At 65.0% G+C, this 18,159-nt stretch carries 14 protein-coding genes and 1 tRNA gene; 7 read left to right on the top strand and 8 right to left on the bottom strand.

Annotated features, from left to right (window positions below; genetic code table 11):
- Positions 1-156: 156 nt before the first annotated feature.
- A tRNA-Leu gene (locus WBF69_RS08160) sits at positions 157-241 on the bottom strand.
- Between the two features lie 42 nt (positions 242-283).
- Positions 284-1,294 carry a GlxA family transcriptional regulator gene (locus WBF69_RS08155; protein ID WP_424263035.1) on the bottom strand — a complete coding sequence of 337 codons (1,011 nt, stop codon included), beginning with the start codon at positions 1,292-1,294 and terminating at the stop codon, positions 284-286.
- Positions 1,295-1,516: 222 nt separating this feature from the next.
- Between WBF69_RS08155 and WBF69_RS08150 the strand changes: the two genes are divergently transcribed.
- Positions 1,517-2,929, top strand: a complete 1,413-nt coding sequence (locus WBF69_RS08150; RefSeq protein ID WP_424263033.1) for an L-serine ammonia-lyase — start codon at positions 1,517-1,519, stop codon at positions 2,927-2,929.
- A 4-nt stretch (positions 2,930-2,933) separates the two neighbouring features.
- On the opposite strand, the gene WBF69_RS08145 is transcribed toward WBF69_RS08150, so the two are convergent.
- A complete protein-coding gene (locus tag WBF69_RS08145; protein WP_424263031.1) occupies positions 2,934-3,893 on the bottom strand; it encodes an EamA family transporter in 960 nt (319 codons plus the stop codon).
- A 73-nt stretch (positions 3,894-3,966) separates the two neighbouring features.
- Here WBF69_RS08145 and WBF69_RS08140 point away from each other — a divergent pair, with 73 nt between their 5' ends.
- On the top strand, positions 3,967-4,986 hold the full coding sequence (locus WBF69_RS08140; protein WP_424263029.1) for an LLM class flavin-dependent oxidoreductase: 1,020 nt from the start codon (positions 3,967-3,969) through the stop codon (positions 4,984-4,986).
- A gap of 39 nt (positions 4,987-5,025) precedes the next feature.
- Here the strand turns inward: WBF69_RS08140 and nadE are convergent, their stop codons facing one another.
- From nadE to WBF69_RS08125, 3 genes are all read right to left on the bottom strand, one after another.
- Positions 5,026-5,853 carry an ammonia-dependent NAD(+) synthetase gene (gene nadE / locus WBF69_RS08135; RefSeq protein WP_424263047.1) on the bottom strand — a complete coding sequence of 276 codons (828 nt, stop codon included), beginning with the start codon at positions 5,851-5,853 and terminating at the stop codon, positions 5,026-5,028.
- A gap of 101 nt (positions 5,854-5,954) precedes the next feature.
- On the bottom strand, positions 5,955-7,643 hold the full coding sequence (gene ilvD, locus WBF69_RS08130; RefSeq protein ID WP_424263027.1) for a dihydroxy-acid dehydratase: 1,689 nt from the start codon (positions 7,641-7,643) through the stop codon (positions 5,955-5,957).
- Positions 7,644-7,772: 129 nt separating this feature from the next.
- Positions 7,773-8,444 carry a Crp/Fnr family transcriptional regulator gene (locus WBF69_RS08125; protein ID WP_424263025.1) on the bottom strand — a complete coding sequence of 224 codons (672 nt, stop codon included), beginning with the start codon at positions 8,442-8,444 and terminating at the stop codon, positions 7,773-7,775.
- A 91-nt stretch (positions 8,445-8,535) separates the two neighbouring features.
- Here WBF69_RS08125 and WBF69_RS08120 point away from each other — a divergent pair, with 91 nt between their 5' ends.
- From WBF69_RS08120 to ppc, 5 genes are all read left to right on the top strand, one after another.
- On the top strand, positions 8,536-9,531 hold the full coding sequence (locus tag WBF69_RS08120) for an ABC transporter substrate-binding protein (RefSeq protein ID WP_424263023.1): 996 nt from the start codon (positions 8,536-8,538) through the stop codon (positions 9,529-9,531).
- Complete coding sequence (locus WBF69_RS08115; protein WP_424263021.1) at positions 9,528-10,310, top strand: ABC transporter permease; 783 nt, start codon at positions 9,528-9,530, stop codon at positions 10,308-10,310. Before WBF69_RS08120 ends, WBF69_RS08115 begins: the two co-directional genes overlap by 4 nt.
- A complete protein-coding gene (locus WBF69_RS08110; RefSeq protein ID WP_424263019.1) occupies positions 10,303-10,950 on the top strand; it encodes an ATP-binding cassette domain-containing protein in 648 nt (215 codons plus the stop codon). Before WBF69_RS08115 ends, WBF69_RS08110 begins: the two co-directional genes overlap by 8 nt.
- A 70-nt stretch (positions 10,951-11,020) precedes the next feature.
- Complete coding sequence (locus WBF69_RS08105; protein ID WP_424263017.1) at positions 11,021-13,141, top strand: TonB-dependent receptor family protein; 2,121 nt, start codon at positions 11,021-11,023, stop codon at positions 13,139-13,141.
- A 193-nt stretch (positions 13,142-13,334) separates the two neighbouring features.
- Positions 13,335-16,184: a phosphoenolpyruvate carboxylase gene (gene ppc / locus WBF69_RS08100; protein ID WP_424263015.1), complete on the top strand. Its 2,850-nt coding sequence runs from the start codon at positions 13,335-13,337 to the stop codon at positions 16,182-16,184.
- Position 16,185: 1 nt separating this feature from the next.
- On the opposite strand, the gene WBF69_RS08095 is transcribed toward ppc, so the two are convergent.
- On the bottom strand, positions 16,186-17,076 hold the full coding sequence (locus tag WBF69_RS08095) for an SMP-30/gluconolactonase/LRE family protein (RefSeq protein WP_424263013.1): 891 nt from the start codon (positions 17,074-17,076) through the stop codon (positions 16,186-16,188).
- Positions 17,077-17,091: 15 nt separating this feature from the next.
- Entirely contained in the window at positions 17,092-18,003 is a 912-nt protein-coding gene (kdgD, locus tag WBF69_RS08090) for a 5-dehydro-4-deoxyglucarate dehydratase (RefSeq protein WP_424263011.1), read from the bottom strand.
- Between the last annotated feature and the right edge of the window lie 156 nt (positions 18,004-18,159).

Below are 18,159 nucleotides of genomic sequence, written 5' to 3'. Positions count from 1 at the left end.
GGCCTACGGCTTCAGAAACTTTGAGAATTACCGCATGAGGGTCTTGGCTCAATGCGGCTGGAACGGTGTCATCAACCGTGTCTGATGGATGCCCATCCCCCGTTAATGGGGTAGAGCCATGGGGTAGAGCCCAACGCAACCTATTGATTCTAAACGTGGTGCCCGGGGCCGGAATCGAACCGGCACGCCTTGCGGCGGGGGATTTTGAGTCCCCTGCGTCTACCAATTTCACCACCCGGGCAGGGTCGGGGTGGCAGACAGCCACCCCGGAAACGGATCGCCATTATACGGTGTTTTCGGGCGTTTCTGCCTGACGCCGCCAAACGCCCGGGGACAGACCATATTCCCCCTTGAAAATCCGCCCCATGTGCGCGGCGTCGGCGAAGCCGCAGTCGGACGCAATGGCGGCGATGCTCTTGTCGGTCTGGCGCAGCATCCAGGCGGCTAGGCGCAGGCGCACAGTACGGGCGTAGGCCTGGGGGGTGGTGTCCAGATGCTGGCGGAACAGGCGCTGCAACTGGCGCGGCGACAGGCCCAGGCGGCTGGCCAGATTGTCCAGGCTCGGGGCCTGGCCGGCGTATTGCTGAATCAACAGGACAGCGCGGCGCACCGCCGGGGGACTGTCCGCCGGCACGTCCGGCGGCGGGGGCTGAACCTGACGATGGGGTTCACCCGCCTGGATCTGCAGCAGGCGCAGGGCGCGGCGGATGTCCGCCTGGGGCAGGTAGCGGCTTAAGATGCGCACGGCAACGTCGGTGACGGCGGGGCCGCCCACGCAGCTGATGCGCCGCCGATCAAACGCAGCAGGCTGGTCGGTGACCAGGTCATCCGGCCCGAAGGCCGGATAGTGTTCCGTGAATTCGCGGTACAGGCTGCTGCTGATGCTCAGGCGGTGGCCTGCCATCACGCCGGCCTGGGCCAGCGCAAAAACACCATTGCACAGCCCCACCAGACGACGCCCGCCCCTGGCGGCCTGCCGTAGCCACGCCATCAGGGCGGGGCCAGGGCTGTCCTGCGGTTGCTGGGGGCCGCCCACGACCACGATGTAGTCGAAACGCAGGGGATTGCCCAGGAGATCGGTCGGCACGACCTGCACGCCGCTGGCGCAGCGCACGGGGATCAGCGTGTCGGCCACCACTTCCCAGGAACAAGGGCCGGCGGTATCGGTCTGGGCATCCAGCAGGCCCAGCAAATCGGCGAACGCGGCGAATGCGCCCAGCGCGAACTGCGGCAACAGGACGAATCCCAGGCGCACCGAAATATCGCTCGTAGTACTTATGTCGTTTTTATTCATTTAATACGCAATAAAGTCGCTTTTATTCAAAATATAAACTCATCAAAAGGAATATGAAGCATCATATCCTCCATCAATAGCAGAAAATGCATATAAATACCTGATGAATGTCGCTTTCATTCAATCCATATTTTGCCAAATCACTAGAATCTGAGGCAAGCAGGGAATGCCCGCCCCGCGCGACGGCGCCCGCTCCCGAACGACTATGACAACGAGACAAGCATGTCCTTATCCGTCTTTGACATCTTCAAGATCGGCATCGGCCCGTCCAGTTCCCACACGGTGGGTCCGATGCGGGCCGCCCGCAATTTCGCCCGCAACCTGGATGCGCGCGGGTTGCTGGACCAGGTCACCACCCTGTCCATTCACCTGTACGGTTCTCTGGCCGAAACCGGCGCGGGCCACCGCACCGATATGGGCATCATGCTGGGCCTGATGGGCGAAGCCCCCGACACCGTGGACCCTGCCGCCATCGGCGCCTTGATGGACGCCGTCGACCGCGACCGGCGCCTGACGCTGTGGCAGCGGCATACGATCGCCTTCGATCCCGCAACCGTGTTTTCCGGGCGAGTCCAGCCGCTGCCGGAACACCCCAACGGCATGCGCTTCATCGCCAAAGACGCGCAGGGCGGCATCCTGCTCGACGAACGCTATGTGTCCATCGGCGGGGGCTTCATCCGGGCGCTGGACAGCATCGATACCGATGAAACGGTGCCCGAACACGAACCCATGCCCTATCCCTTTGCCAACGCGGCGGAACTGATGGATCAATGCGCCCGCCACGGCCTTAGCATCCCCCAGTTGATGATGGCCAATGAAATCACGATGCGGCCCGAGGATCAGGTGCGCGCGGGGGTGCTGCGCATCGCCCAGGTGATGGACGACGCCATCGACCGGGGCTGCGGTCTGCAGGGCGATTTTGCTGACGAGACCCTGCCCGGAGGGCTGAAGGTCCGCCGCCGCGCCCCGACCCTGTACCGTGAACTGAAGGCGAAATCCGGCGAAACCGGCACGCCCCGCCCCGCCAGCCCGGACGATGTGATGTTCGCCATGGACTGGGTCAATCTGTACGCGATGGCCGTGAACGAGGAAAACGCCGCCAGCGGTCGGGTGGTCACGGCCCCCACCAACGGGGCCTCGGGGCTGCTGCCCGCCGTGCTGCGCTATTACCGCACTTTCATTCCCGGCTGGTCGGAGGACGGGGTGGTGGATTTTCTGCTGACGGCGGCGGCCATCGGTTTTCTGTACAAGGAAAACGCCTCGATTTCCGGGGCCGAAGTCGGCTGCCAGGGCGAGGTCGGCGTGGCCTGTTCGATGGCGGCGGCGGGTCTGACGGCAGTAATGGGCGGCACAGTGGCGCAGATCGAAAACGCCGCTGAAATCGGCATGGAACACAACCTGGGGCTGACCTGCGATCCGGTGGGTGGGCTGGTGCAGATCCCCTGCATCGAACGCAACGCCATGGGCGGCAACAAAGCCATCAACGCATCGCGCCTGGCGCTGCACGGCAATGGCAAACACCACGTGACACTGGACATGGTGATCGAAACCATGCGCCAGACCGGCGCCGACATGAAATCCAAATACAAGGAAACGTCCCGCGGGGGCCTGGCGGTCAACGTGGTGGAATGCTAGGCTGCTAACGCCCTGCCCGCACCACGCCGATGCTGGCGGCGACCACCAGGCCGACCCCCAGTATCTGCCCGATCAGCATGCCCTGCCCCAGGATCAGCCACCCGGACAGGGCGCCGATGGCGGGTTCCAGGCTCATCAGGACGCCAAAGGCCGCCGCCGGCAGATGCCGCAGCGACTGCATTTCCAGGATGTAGGGCACCAAGGGCACCAGTACGGCCAGCCCTGCCGTCAAACCTAGCAGCTGCCAGGAAAACAGACCGGTGCCGGATTCCATCACGGCAAACGGCAAGGACAGGACTGCAGCCGCCAACAAAGACGCCGACAGCCCCTGCAAGCCCGGCAGGCTGCGGCCCACGCGCTTCATCATGATGATGTACACCGCCCAGCCTGCTGCGGCCAGCAAGGCAAAGGCGATGCCGATCGGGTCCGCGCCCTGGCCGTCGTGCGCATCCCCCCAGGCCAGCAACACAATGCCGATGGCGGCCAGCAAAGGCCAGGCCAGCGCCCGCCAGCCGCGCACGCCCAGTGCGGCGACCGCCAGCGGTCCGCAGAATTCCAGCGCGACGGCCAGGTGCTGGGGCAGGCGTTCGAGCGCCACAAAAAACGCCAGGGACATGACGGCCATGCCGGCCCCGAGGATCAGCGTCGCGCGCCATTGGGCGGCGCTGAAACGGTGCAGCGGCGGACGCACGAACAGATAGAGCACCACCGCCGCCCAGCAGATGCGCAAGGAGGACGTGCCCAGCGGCCCATAATCCGCGATGACGGGCACCGCCAGCGACACCCCGGTCTGGACGCTGATCATGGACGCCACGGCAAAACCCACCGCCAGCCACAGACCCTTGCTCTTGCGCAAGCGGGCCTGATCGTCCTGGGGGCGCGAGCCTGCGCCGGAGGACTGGCTGATCTGCCCGCCCGTGGCCTCGTTTTGGGTAGCCGGTGAAAATGGCTTATCGTTGAGCACTGCGTTTTCAGGCGGCACACCATGCCGCTGCCTGCTTTATTTTTTCAGACATTCGACTATACAGGACCGCTCGATGACCGTTTCCATTCCTTTATCCGTCCTGGACCTGGCGCCGATCACCGAGGACGGCAGCGCCGCCGAATCCTTCGCGCATACGGCAGACCTGGCCCGCCACGCGGATGCCTGGGGATACCGGCGTTACTGGATGGCCGAACACCACGGCATGACGGGCATCGCCAGCGCCGCCACCGCCATCCTGATCAATCATGTGGCGGCGGCCACCACCCGCATCCGCGTCGGGGCCGGCGGCATCATGCTGCCCAATCATTCGCCCCTGGTCATCGCCGAACAATTCGGCACACTGGAAGCCCTGCATCCGGGCCGCATCGATCTGGGGCTGGGCCGGGCGCCGGGGTCGGACCAGGCGACCGCCCGCGCCCTGCGCCGTACGCTGCAGACGGATCCCGATGCCTTTCCCCGCGATGTCGTCGAACTGATGGGCTATTTCGGGGGCGAGAACCCCGTGCGCGCCGTCCCTGGTGAAGGCCATCCGGTTCCCATCTGGATTCTGGGGTCCAGTCTGTTCGGCGCCCAACTGGCGGCGGCGCTGGGGCTGCCCTACGCCTTTGCCTCGCATTTCGCACCGGCCCAGATGATGGACGCCATCCGTGTCTACCGGCAGCACTTTCAGCCGTCCGAACATCTGGACAAGCCCTACGTCATGCTGGGATTCAATGTCTTTGCCGCCGACACGGATGAGCAGGCGCGCTTCCTGGCCAGTTCCTGGCAGCAATCCTTCGTCAATCTGCGCACCGGGCGGCCTGGCCGCCTGCCCAGGCCGGTGGACGGCTATCTGGACAGCCTGCCGCCCGCCGCCCGTGAATTACTGGACCACATCCTGTCTTGCGCGGCCATCGGTGCGCCGGAATCAGTCGCGGCCCAGATGCGGTCTTTCATCGCCCGCACCGGGGCGGATGAGCTGATGATCACCTGCAATATGTACGACCATGCGGCGCGGCTGCGGTCATATGAAATCGTGGCGGGGCTGATCAGCAACGCAGCGCCAGGCCACGATCAGGCGGCAGGGACCTGAGCCCGCCGCCAGAAGGCGGGGCCTTACCGCATCAAGGCATCAAGGAGCGACCGGCAGCGCTCGCTTATGGGCGCTGCGCCGCCAGGTACCCACGATGATCTCGAAGGCCTCGAGGGACACGTCTCGCCCTTCCAGAAAATCATCGATCTGCTGGTAGCTGACGCCGAAGGCGTCTTCGTCCGGCTTCAGGGGTGTGAGCAATTCGAGATCGGCGGTGGGTACTTTGAACACCAGGGCGTCCGGCGCCCCCATGGCGCTGGCCAGCGCCCGCACCCGGCGCTTGTTGAGCCCGGCCAGCGGGGTGACATCGGCGGCGCCATCGCCGAATTTGGTAAAGAACCCCATCAGGGCCTCGGCGGCATGATCCGTACCCACCACCAGGCCGCCGCGCGCGCCGGCCACGGCGTACTGGGCGATCATGCGCTGACGGGCTTTGATGTTGCCGTGCAGGAAGTCCTGCTGCGCGGCGTCGCGAAACCCCTGCCCTGATGCCTGCACCGCCGCCAGCATGGCGTCGGATGCGGGCCGCACGTCAACCGTCAGGGCCTCGTCGGGCAGAATGACCTGCAGGCAGGCCTGGGCATCGGCCTCGTCCAACTGGGCGCCATAGGGCAGACGCATGGCCACGAAACGGGCATCGCCGCCCTGATCGCGCACCCGCTGCACGGCCCGCTGCGCCAGGCAGCCCGCCGTCAGGGAATCCACCCCGCCACTGATGCCCAGCACCAGAGCGCGCGCGCCCGTGCTGCGCAGCAGTTCGGCCAGAAAATCGACGCGGTGTTCGATTTCCGCAGCGGCGTCAAAGTCGTCCCGCATGCCCAGACCCAGGCGGATCTGTAGTTGCAAAGCGCGTTGCTCGGCAGTCAACAAGATGCATATCTCCAGCAAAAAGGGCCGGCCCCCACAAGAGAACCAGCCCGATACGATACCGCAGAACCGCCCGCCCGCGAGGGGCGGGCCGCGCAGGATCAGCTGCGGTCTTCGAATCGATCCAGCACGGCGCCGGTGCTGGCGTCGGAACAGTTGAAGGCGAATTTCGCCTGCACGCCGCGCGTGTAGCGGGGTGCGGGCGGCGTCCAGGCGGCGCGGCGCTTGGCCAGGACGTCGTCGGACACATTCACCTGCAGCAGCTGCTTGTGCGCGTCGATGGTGACGGAATCGCCTTCTTCGACCAGGGCGATCGTGCCGCCCACGGCGGCTTCGGGGGCGACGTGGCCCACGACCATGCCCCAGGTCCCGCCGGAGAACCGGCCATCGGTGATCAGGCCGACCGAATCGCCCAGGCCTTCACCCACCAGCGCGCTGGTCGGCGCCAGCATTTCCGGCATGCCCGGGCCGCCCTTGGGGCCCAGATAGCGCAGGACCATGACGTCGCCGGCTTTGATCTTGCCGGCCAGAATGGCGTCCATGGCGGACTGTTCGTCATCGAACACGCGGGCCGGACCGGTGATGGCCGGGTTCTTCAGGCCGGTGATTTTCGCCACAGCGCCCAGTTCGGCCAGATTGCCCTTCAGGATAGCCAGGTGACCTTCGGGATACAGAGCATTGTCTAGCGTGTGGATCACGCTTTGATCGACGGGCACGTCGGGTACGTCGGCCAGGGTTTCGGCGATGGTCTTGCCGGTGATGGTGATGCAGTCGCCGTGCAGCAGGCCGGCGTTCAGCAACAGTTTCATCACCTGAGGCACACCGCCCGCCTTGTGGAAATCCACCACCAGATGCGCGCCGCTGGGCTTGAGGTCGCAGATGACCGGCACGCGACGGCGCACGCGCTCGAAATCGTCGATGGTCCATTCGACTTCCGCCGCATGGGCGATCGCCAGGATGTGCAGCACGGCGTTGGTCGAACCGCCGGTAGCCATGATGACGGCCACGGCGTTTTCAATGGATTTGCGCGTGACGATGTCGCGCGGTTTCAGATCCAGTTTGACGGCATTCAGCAGCACGCGGGCGGATTCAGCCGCCGAGTCGAGCTTTTCCTGGTGCACATTGGCCATGGTCGAGGAATACGGCAGGCTCATGCCCATGACCTCGAAGGCTGAACTCATGGTGTTGGCCGTGTACATGCCGCCACAGGATCCGCTGCAGGGAATGGCATGGGTTTCGATATTGCGCAGATCGGTTTCGGTCATGCGCCCGGCGGCGTGTTCGCCGACGGCTTCGAACACGCTGACGATGTTCAGATCCTGGCCGTTGTAGTGGCCCGGCAAAATGGTGCCGCCATAGACATAGATGGACGGCACATTGGAACGCAGCATGCCCATCATGCCGCCGGGCATGTTCTTGTCGCAGCCGCCGATCACCAGCACGCCATCCATCCACTGACCCTGCACACAGGTTTCCACGCAGTCGGCGATGACTTCGCGCGAGACCAGGGAATATTTCATGCCTTCCGTGCCCATGGCCATGCCATCGGAAATCGTCGGCGTCCCGAACATCTGCGGATTGCCGCCGGATTCCTTGATGGCTTTTGCCGCCGCATCCGCCAGCGGCTGCAGGCCGCTGTTGCAGGGCGTGATCGTGCTCTGCCCGTTGGCGATGCCGATCATGGGATTGTTGAAATCGTCTTCGGTGTAGCCCAGGGCGTAATACATGGAACGGTTCGGTGCGCGGGCCACCCCCTGGGTGATATTGGACGAGCGCAAAGGCTTGGACATGAGCGGATCCTTACGGGTTATTTCTGCAGACAATCGTAAAGTGTACGACCTGTTCAGACAACGCGCAGCAAATCGGCCCGCTGCACAGGGATATTTCCGCATCCGTCCACGCGGCGGTGCCGAAAAGCGTTAAAAATGCCGCCGTGCCGCCTGCGCCCAGGATGCCAGCAGCGCAGGGTCGCGCAGCGCCCATTCCCGGCGGGCGCCGGAAATATGCCCCTGGGCCGCCCAATCCGCCAGCAGACGGCTCAGCGTTTCGGGGCGCACGCCCAGATGCGTGGCCAACTGGCGCTGCGTCAGCGGCAAGCGGACCGTGCCGGCAGGATCGCTGGGCAGCCGCAGCAGATAATCCGCCAGACGCTGCGCCGCCGTGCTGTCGCTATACCACTCGATGTCGTTCACCCGCTGATAGATGCGGTCGCTCAGGCGAGTCAGCAGGCGCCTGGCCAGTTCCGGCCAGACCTGCACGGTGTCCTGCAGACCGCTGCGCTTGAGACATTGCACGATGGCATCGCCCCGCGCGCGCGCTTCCATGGGATAGCGGCCATGCGTCATGAACATGGCGGTTTCCGCCACCAGCTGGCCGGGCTGAAAAATCTGGAAGACCCGGTCCTGCCCTTCCTGGGTATGACGCAGCACCTCGACACCGCCCCCCAGGACATACAGGTATTCCCCGGCGCTCTGCCCCTCGTGAAACAGCACCTCGCCCGACTGCACATGCAGGATGGCGGCGTCGCGCAACAACACCTGCGCAAGGTCCTGCGGCATGCCGCGAAACAGGCTGTGGCCCAGAACTTGCACAGGAGAATCACCAGTTTTATTGACTTTTGTCATTGTGAGCAAAACCACAGAGTGAGACCATATGCGACTGATAATAATTCGCATTCATTTTATGTGGAAATCCCTGAAAACATCATACCGCTACCTGGCCGGCTGTCTGCTGGCAGCCGCACTATCCTACACGCCAGCCGCGGCGACGGCACCCTATCAGAAACTGGTGCTGGCCGGCCCGACCGCTGCCGTCAGCTTTCCATTGATCCACATGGTGGAAACGGGAGCGCTGGCCGGCTGGGCGGACCAGGTGGAATTCAGGCACTGGAAGAACCCGGACCAGTTGCGGGTGCTGCTGGCCAAACAGGAAGTCGACTTCAGCGCCGCGCCGGTCAATCTGCCCGCCATCATGGCCAATCGCGGCCTGCCGGTGCGTTTGTTGAATGTCTCGGTCTGGGGGCTGCTGTGGTTCGTCAGTTCCGATCCGGCCATTCAGTCGGTGACCGATCTGGCGGGACAACCATTGCTGACGACCTTTCAGCGCGACCTGCCGGCGCTGCTGCTGGAACGGCTGCTGGCCGCCCAGGGCCTGACCGGCGACCAGGCCCCGAAAATCCGCTATGCGCGCGACGCCCAGGACGCCACCGCCCTGATGCTGACGGGCGAAGCCCCCACGGTCCTGCTGCCGGAACCCTCCGTGTCGCTGCTGCTGGCGCAAAATGCCCGTCAGGGGCAACAGCCCATCCGTCGGGTGCAAAGCCTGGAAGACGCTTGGCGAACCGCCTTTCCGCAACAGCCTGATCTGCCCCAGGCGGGCATCATGGCCAACGCTCACCGAGCGGGCGATCCCGCCTTGAACCAGGCGGTGGCCCAGGCCTATGAGGCCTCGGCCCGCTGGTGCAAGGCCGAACCCGCCGCCTGCGCGGACGCAGTCCACAAACACCTGGATTTCCTGCCTGTAGACGCCATCGAAGCATCGATCCGCGTCACCCGGCTGGAAAGCCGCGACGCCCAGGCCGCGCGCCCGGCGCTGGAAGCCCTGTACCAACTGATTCTGGATCACAACCCGGAAGCCGTGGGGGGCAAGCTGCCTGCTCCGGATTTCTACGGCTCATGAAGGCCCCCGGCATACCTTCTGCATCGCCCACGTCCCGGCGCTGGTCGGTCCTGGGCGTCATCCTGATCTTCGCAGGCTGGGAGCTCGCGGCCCGCGCCATGGGTCCCATGCTGATGGCCTCGCCGCTGCAGGCGCTGCAAGCCGTCGCCGACCTCAGCCAGGATTCCGGCTTCTGGGAACACAGCCGGGCCAGCCTGTTGCGCATCGCCACCGGGGTCGGCACGGGCTGCCTGATCGGCTTTGCGCTGGGGGTGCTGGCCGGCCACGATGCTCGTCTGCGCGGCCTGCTGGAACCCTTGCGCTGGCTGCTGATGGCTCTGCCGCCGGTGGTGGCAGTCGTGCTGGCGATGCTGTGGTTCGGCCTGGGGTCGGGCATGGTGATTTTCATCACCGTCCTGATGATGGCGCCGGGCATGTACGTCAACACGGTCAAGGGCATGCGGATGATCGATCCTCAGTTGCTGGAAATGAGCCACGTCTACCGCTTCAGCGCCTGGACGCGGCTGCGCCACATCTATCTGCCCGCCCTGGCCGCCCCCCTGACGGCAGCCCTGTTGATTGCCGCCTGCGGCGGTGTGCGACTGGTGGTCATGGCCGAAGTGCTGGGCGCCGAAAGCGGGGTGGGCTATGCGCTGGCCAATGCGCGCAGCACCTTCGACAGCGCGCGCCTGTATGCCTGGGTATTGCTGATCCTGGGGCTGGTGGCCCTGCTGGAATTCCTGCTGCTGCAGCCCATCCAACGACGCCTGACCCGCTGGCAGGAACCTAGCCATGCTTGAACTTCGCGACCTGAGCCGGTCTTTCGGGCAACGTACCGTGCTCGACGGTATCTGCCTGACCGTACGTCCCGGTGAACGTCTCGGCCTCATTGGCCCCAGCGGCGCCGGCAAAAGCACACTGCTGCGCCTGGCCGCCGGCCTGCTGCGCCCCAGCGCCGGGGTGTGCCGCAACACGTTTGCATGCACCCGCCTGGTCTTCCAGGAACCCCGTCTGCTGCCCTGGCGCAGCGTGGCGGACAACCTCGACATCGCCTTGCATGCGCACGGCATCCCGGCACACGAGGCCGCTACGCGGCGGGACAGTTGGCTGGCGCGCGTAGGACTGGCCGACGCGGCACGGTCCTGGCCGGCGGAATTATCCGGCGGCATGGCGCAGCGCGCCGCCCTGGCCCGCGCGCTGGCGCTGGAACCAGACCTGCTGCTGTTGGACGAGCCTTTCAGCGCGCTGGATCCGGCGCTCCGTGCCGACCTGGGGCGTCTGTGCGCCGATCAGGCCCGCGTCACGGGCGCTGCGCTGATCTGCATCAGCCACCAGCCCTGGGAACTCGCCGGGCTGGTGGATCGCGTCCTGTGCGTGGCCGACGGCCGGATATGCGAACAAGCGGTTCCAGCGATCCGGGATACCGCCACCCCGCCCTGAATCCCCCTGGGCGGACGCCACAACCCGCCCTGCACACTTTTCAACCCCGCTTCTTTGACCAAGGATCTCCATGCGCGCACGACACGCACATCAACGCCCCCTGACACTGGCCCTGGCATTGGCTTTCACCGGCCTGACGCCCGCCCTGGCCCAGGATGTCACCAGCCTGAATCCCATCACCGTCAGCGGCGACCGGCAGGCCTCCCCACTGAACCCCGGCGTGGCGGCGGAACGCACCCGCCTGGATGGCGTGGCCGGCGGCGTCAATCTGATCGAGCCGCAAAAGGAAACCCGTCTGGCCACGCTGAAGGACGCCCTGGATTACCAGCCCGGCCTGGTGGTGCAGGAATTCTTCGGCGGCCTGGATCAGCCGCGCCTGAACATCCGGGGGTCGGGCATCCAGAGCAACCCGGTCAACCGGGGCGTGCTGCTGATGCAGGACGGCCTGCCCTTGAACGAGGCCGACGGCTCCTTTGTCATCGGCTTCCTGGAACCTCGCAATGCGCGCCTGATCAGTGTGCGCCGAGGCGCCAATGCGCTGTCGCCCGCCGCCACGACCCTGGGCGGCGAACTGGACTTCCAATCCTTGACCGGCACATCGGGCGACCTGCTGCGGGTGGAAGGCGGCAGCTTCGGGCGTTTCGGCGCTCAGGCGGCCAAGGGCTTCCAATCCGGCAATCTGGACGGTCGCCTGAACGTCACGCACGACCAATACGACGGCTACCGGCACCATTCCGGGTCGGAGCGCACCAGCGTGCAGGGCAATGTCGGCATCCAGGGCGACGGCTTCGAGAACCGGACGTATCTGTCGTATGTGGATCTGGACGTGACCATCCCCACCGTCGTGCCGCGCAGCCAGATGGAAGACGATCCTCGTCAAGTCCTGGGTGACGGCAACGGGCCCTTCGATAAAGCGCAAAACGTCTACCAGCGCAATCCCCACCGCACGTCGTCGCAATTCCGTCTGGCCAACCGCACCTACTGGGGGACGGAGGATCTGAACAACACCTTTGGCGTCTACGCCCAGAACATCGACGATACCTTTCAAGACCCCCTGGTCTCGACCGTCACCGACGGCATGACCTATGGTGCCCAGTGGCAGCTGGCCGGCAAGGTCCGGACGATCGACTATCGCGTCGCCCTGGATTGGTCCCGCAGCGACATGGACCGCGATCTATACGCCGTCAATCCGCAAAACGGCAGCAAACTGCGCCGCTTCGGAACCTACGATCTGCAGGCGGAGAATCGCAGTGCCCTGGCCAGCCTGGCATGGCATGCCACGCCCCAATGGACCGTTGTCGGCGATCTCAAATTCACCCAGGCCATTCGCGATGCGCGTGAGCAAGCCTCGGGCAATACGCTGGACCAGGACTGGAGCTACCTCAGCCCCAAAATCGGCTTGATCTGGCGCCCGGTCGAATCACAGCGCTTCTTCGCGAACGTCAGCCGCAGCAATGAAGCCCCCACCTACTGGGAAATCATCCGTGACAACGCCGCGCCGAACAACGCGCCGACGATGCGCTCCGATCTGAGCAAGCTCGATGTGCAACGCGCGGACACGGTGGAAATCGGCGGGGAAGGCACGCTCGGGCCGGGTCAATACGCCCCCCGCTGGGCGCTGGCGTTCTACCGCAGCGACGTGAAGGACGAGATCATGTCCGTCAGCAATGCCAACGGCACATCGGCGGGCACCTATAACTATCGGGGCGGCACGCGCCACCAAGGCATCGAACTGGGTCTGAACGGCAGCCTGCCCGCCCCCGGCGCGAGCGCGGCCTTCGACTACCGCGTCGCCTACACCTTCAGCGACTTCCGTTTCAAGGGCGGTGAATTCGCCGGCAACCGCATCGCCGGTGTGCCGCGCCATCTGCTCAGCGCCGAAGTGCTGTACCGGATCGGCGGCCTGCGCTTCGGCCCGAACGTGCGCTGGATGCCCTCGGATACAGAAACCACCCACGCCAATATCGCCGGAACGCAACAGGACAGCTACGCCCTGCTCGGCTTCAAGATCGACTACCAGATCGGCAAGCACTGGCAGGCGTACGTGCAGGGGGACAACCTGACGAACAAGACCTACGCCAGCGCCTTTGTCATCCGCAACGCGACACCCGCCAGCGCCCTGACCACGGCCCCCACCTTTCTGCCCGGCAATGGCCGCAGCGTGACGGCGGGCGTCAGCTACAAGTTCTAGGTCGCTCCCCCCAAGGCCCCGGTCATCCGGGGCCGATCCGGCCCGACCGCCCCCCTGGATCGGCACTAAGCATATAAGAAAAAGAGATAAGAGCCGTCTGGACGTAAGCGGAATACGCTTATGATTGTTGGTTGCCGATTCCAGGCCTTCCTGGGGCCGCACCCCTATCCACCCTCACGCCGATGGAGACCCCGTGAAACCCGCATCCTCGAATGACGCCATTTCCCCCCTGCGACAAGACATCCGGATGCTGGGCCGAACGTTGGGGGAAATCATCCGGGAATGCGAAGGGCGGTCCATCTACGATGTGATCGAAAAGCTGCGCCGCGCCGCCGTCAAGTTCCGCCGCGAAGGCCAGGATAGCGACGGCAGGATGCTGGAACGGCAGATCCGCCGCCTGGCCGACGGCGAGGCCAATTCGGTGGCCCGCGCCTTCAGCTATTTCCTGCACCTGTCCAACATCGCCGAGGATCGCGACCAGACACGCCGTCAACGTCAGCAATGGCAGGTCGAAGGCCAGGCCACGCCCGGCAGCCTGCAGCATGCCGTCGAGCGCCTGAAATCAGGCGGCCTGTCGGGCACACGCATCCGCCAGCATCTGTCCCAGGCCTGTATCGTGCCGGTGTTGACCGCCCACCCGACCGAAGTCCAGCGTAAAAGCACTCTGGATCTGCATCAGGAAATCGCCCGCCATCTGCGGCAATTGGATACCCCGCACGCCCCGCTGGAAGCGGCCCGCCTGCAGGAACGATTGACCGGCCTGATCGCCGCCCTGTGGCAGACCCGCATGCTGCGTCAAAGCAAGCTGACGGTGCTGGACGAAATCGACAACGCCCTGTCCTACTACACCAGCACTTTCTTCAGCACTTTGCCCCAGTTGCACCTGGACATGGGAGCCTTGCTGCGCAAGCCGCCGAAATCCGTGTTCGACGTGGACAACACGCCGCTGCCGCCCTTTGCCCATATGGGCAGTTGGATCGGGGGAGACCGCGATGGCAATCCCAACGTCAACGCCGCGACACTGGAACAAGCGCTGCTGCGCCAGTGCGCCCACGCGCTGCGCCACTACCTGACCGAAGTCCACGAACTGGGATCCGAGCTGTCCGTGTCCCAATCGCTGATGCAGGTCACCCCCGCTCTGGCCGATCTGGCCGCCAGCAGCCAGGACCCGTCCACGCATCGCCAGGACGAGCCCTACCGCCGGGCCTGCATCCACATCTACGCCCGCCTGGCCGCCACCGCACAGGCACTGACCGGGCGCCGGCTGGCGCGGCGCAACACCTACGATGCCCCTGCCTATCCGACGGCTACCGACCTGGCTGCCGACCTGCGCATCGTCTCGGAATCCCTGGATAGCCACCACGGCGCCCTGGTGAACCGCCTGCGTCTGACCCACCTGTGCCAGGCGGTCGAGATCTTCGGCTTTCACTTGGCCACCGTCGATCTGCGACAAAGCTCGGATGTGCACGAGAGAGTGCTCGACGAACTGATGCGCCAGGCCCAGGTTACGTTGGACGGCAAAGCCGTCCACTATGCCCGGCTGAACGAAGCCGACCGGATCCGCGTGCTGCGTCAAGAGCTGCGCGAGCCGCGCCCGCTGGTATCCCCCTGGATCGAATATTCCGCAGAAACCGACAAAGAACTCGCCATCCTGCGCATGGCGGCTGACTGCCGGCGCCGCTTTGGCGAGGCGGCGATCCGCCAATCCATCGTCTCGCACACCGAAACGCTCAGCGATCTGCTGGAAGTTCTGGTGCTGCAACAGGAAACCGGCCTGATCGCGCCCACCGTGGGCAACGCCACGCCCCAGACAGGCCTGATGGTGGTGCCGCTGTTCGAGACCATCCCCGATCTGGAACGCGGCCCGGACATCATGGACGCCTGGCTGTCCCTGCCCGAGGTCGCCGCCCGAGTGCGTCAGGCGCAGCACGGCATCCAGGAAGTCATGCTGGGCTATTCGGACAGCAACAAGGACGGCGGCTACCTGACGTCACACTGGTCGCTGTATCAGGCCGAACGCCGCTTGGTGGAAGTCTTTCGCAAACACCGCACCCGCCTGCGCCTGTTCCACGGACGTGGCGGTTCCGTGGGCCGGGGCGGCGGCCCCAGCTACGATTCCATCATCGCACAGCCACCCGGCACCGTGAACAACCAGATCCGCCTGACGGAGCAAGGGGAAATCATCCAGGGCCGCTACAAGGACGCCGAAGTCGGCCGCTGGCATCTGGAACTGTTCGTCGCCGCCACCCTGGAAGCCAGCCTGGCCGGCGCGCCCGCAGCCCGCAACGAGGATCAGCACGCCACGGAATACGGCGAGGCCATGGCCTGGATGTCGCAGACAGCGCGGGACGCATACCGCAACCTGGTGTACGAAACCGAGGGTTTCACAGACTATTTCTTCGCCTCGACGCCGATCCGCGAGATCGCCGGATTGAACATCGGCTCGCGACCCTCGTCGCGCAAAGCGCTGCAGCGCATCGAAGACCTGCGCGCAATCCCCTGGTCGTTTTCCTGGGCGCAATGCCGGCTGCCGCTGCCCGGCTGGTACGGGGTCGGCGCGGCGCTTACCCGCTACCTGGAAGAAGGCGGCCCCGATCACGCCCTGAGCCGCGCAGCGCGCCTGCAGCGCTTGCAGGCCATGGCCCGCGACTGGCCGTTCTTTCGCACCCTGCTGTCCAATATGGAACAGGTGCTGGCCAAGACCGACCTGGCCATTGGCCGCGCCTACGCGGAACTGTTCACGGACAAGGCGCTGCGCAAGCAGATCTTTTCCCGCATCGAAGCGGAATATCACGCCACCGTCCAGCTTTTCCAGGACATCACCGGGCATGGCCTGCTGGCCCACGACGCCCAACTGCAGGCTGCGTTGGCCGAACGGTTCGCCTATATCGACCCGCTGAACCACCTGCAGGTGGAACTGCTGCGCCGCATGCGATCCGGTCCGGCCTCGGCTCACCGCGCCAACGAGCAGGAATCCCGCGACCAGCGCGCGATCCACATGACGATCAACGGGATTGCGGCGGGGCTGCGGAATTCAGGGTGATTCAGCCGGTGTAGGCCGGCTCTTCGATGCCCTGCACCCCTGGTCGCAGGGCGAACACCGCGCCGTCCAGCGCATGCGGCGCGGCATTGGCCGGACGAATCGAGGTGACGAACAAGGTGTCCAGATCACGACCGCCAAACGCGCACATGGCCGGCTTGGCGGCGGGGACGCGCATGCTGCGATCCAGACGGCCATCGGGGGTGTAGCGATGCACCAGGCCGGCATCGTTGCCGCAGATCCAGTAGCAGCCATCCGCGTCCACCGCGGCGCCGTCCGGCCTGCCGCCGGCCAGGCGTTCGATGAACAGCCGGCGCCGGCTGGGCACGCCGTCGTCGGGATCGAAATCAAAAGCCCAGACGCATTGGCGGCTGGGGTGGGAATCGGACAGGTACATCGTCCTGCCGTCCGGGCTGAAGCCCAGCCCATTGGGCGTGACCAGATCATCCAGCACGGCATCCAGGCGCGCACCGGCGCCCTGCCCCGACAGTCGGTATAAAGCCCCCGCCGCGGCCCCCAGCGAGGTATCCCCCACCATGGTGCCGATCCATAGGCGTCCCTGACGATCACAGCGCCCGTCATTGAAACGCATCGCTGCTCTGGAATGCCGGACCTCGGCGACCAGATCCATAGTCAGGGTCTGGTCTGCCGCAGGCGCCAGGCGATAGATGCCGTCTTCCGCAGCCCCCAGCCAGCCGTCTTCGGGCAGCCGGGCGATGCAGCCCAGTTGCTGAGCCGCCCGCCAGCTGGTGTGCTGGCCGTCGCCCGATCGCCAACGGTGCAGCAGCCCCGCCGGAATATCCACCCAGTACAGGGCCTGCTCGCCCACATGCCACAGGGGGCTTTCGCCCGTCTGGTCCCGCAGGTGCAGAACCAGTTCCGCCGTCTCCGTCATGGCTGTTTCCGTTCGTCAGGCGGGCAAGGCTTCGATCAATGCCCGCAAGGATGCTTCTTCCTGGTCGTTCAGTTCGACCAGCGGTGCGCGCACAGGGCCGGCGGAATGGCCGACGATGCGAGCGCCTGCCTTGACCATGCTGACAGCATAACCGGCCTTGCGGTTGCGGATTTCCAGCAGCGGCAAAAAGAAAGTATCCAGCAGATGAGTAATGGTGGCGTCATCGCCCGATTTGACCGCTTCGTAGAATTTCATGGCGGTGGCCGGAATGAAATTGAACACGGCGGACGAATACACCGGCACACCCAGGGCGCGGTAGGCAGCGGCAAAGACCTCGGCGGTGGGCAGACCGCCCAGATAGGCGAAGCGGTCGCCCAGGCGGCGGCGCACCCGCACCATGTTTTCGATGTCGCCGATGCCGTCCTTGAAGCCGATCAGATTGGGGCATTCCTCGGCCAGCTGTTCCAGCACGGATGCCGACAGGCGGCACTGGCCGCGGTTGTAGAGCACCACGCCGATCTCGACCGAATCACAGACTTCTTTGACGTGACGCGCGATGCCGTCCTGCGGGGCTTCCGTCAGGTAGTGCGGCATCAACAGCAGACCCGCAGCGCCCAGGCGCTGAGCTTCCTGTGCGAAAGCAATGGCGGTGCGCGTAGGCCCGCCCGCGCCTGCCAGAATCGGCGTGTGATCCTGACAGGTCTTGACGGCGGTTTCCACGACCTTTGAAAATTCGTCCAGCGTCAGAGAAAAATATTCCCCGGTGCCGCCCGCCGCGAACAGGGCGCGCGCGCCGAACGGCATCAGCCATTCCAGCCGCGCCTGATAACCCTTGGCGTTGAAATCCCCATTGGCATCGAAATCGGTGACGGGAAAGGACAGCAGCCCGTCGTTCATTATTACCTTCAGTTCCTGGCACGAGATCATGAGAGTGTCCTCTGGTGATGAGGGAGCAATCGGAATTTGCTTCCTCATTATTTATGTCATACGTCATCATACAACGTTAAACAAAAAGGGGCAATCAAAATGAGGACCAGGCACCTGACGTTTACCCTTACGTCACCGCAGGCGGCAATACCCCTG

It is taken from the genome of Castellaniella sp. (assembly GCF_049673105.1).
Classification (GTDB): Bacteria; Pseudomonadota; Gammaproteobacteria; order Burkholderiales; family Burkholderiaceae_B; genus Castellaniella.
Note: the sequence above shows the minus strand (reverse complement) of the source record. Positions and strands in the feature narration are given on the sequence as shown.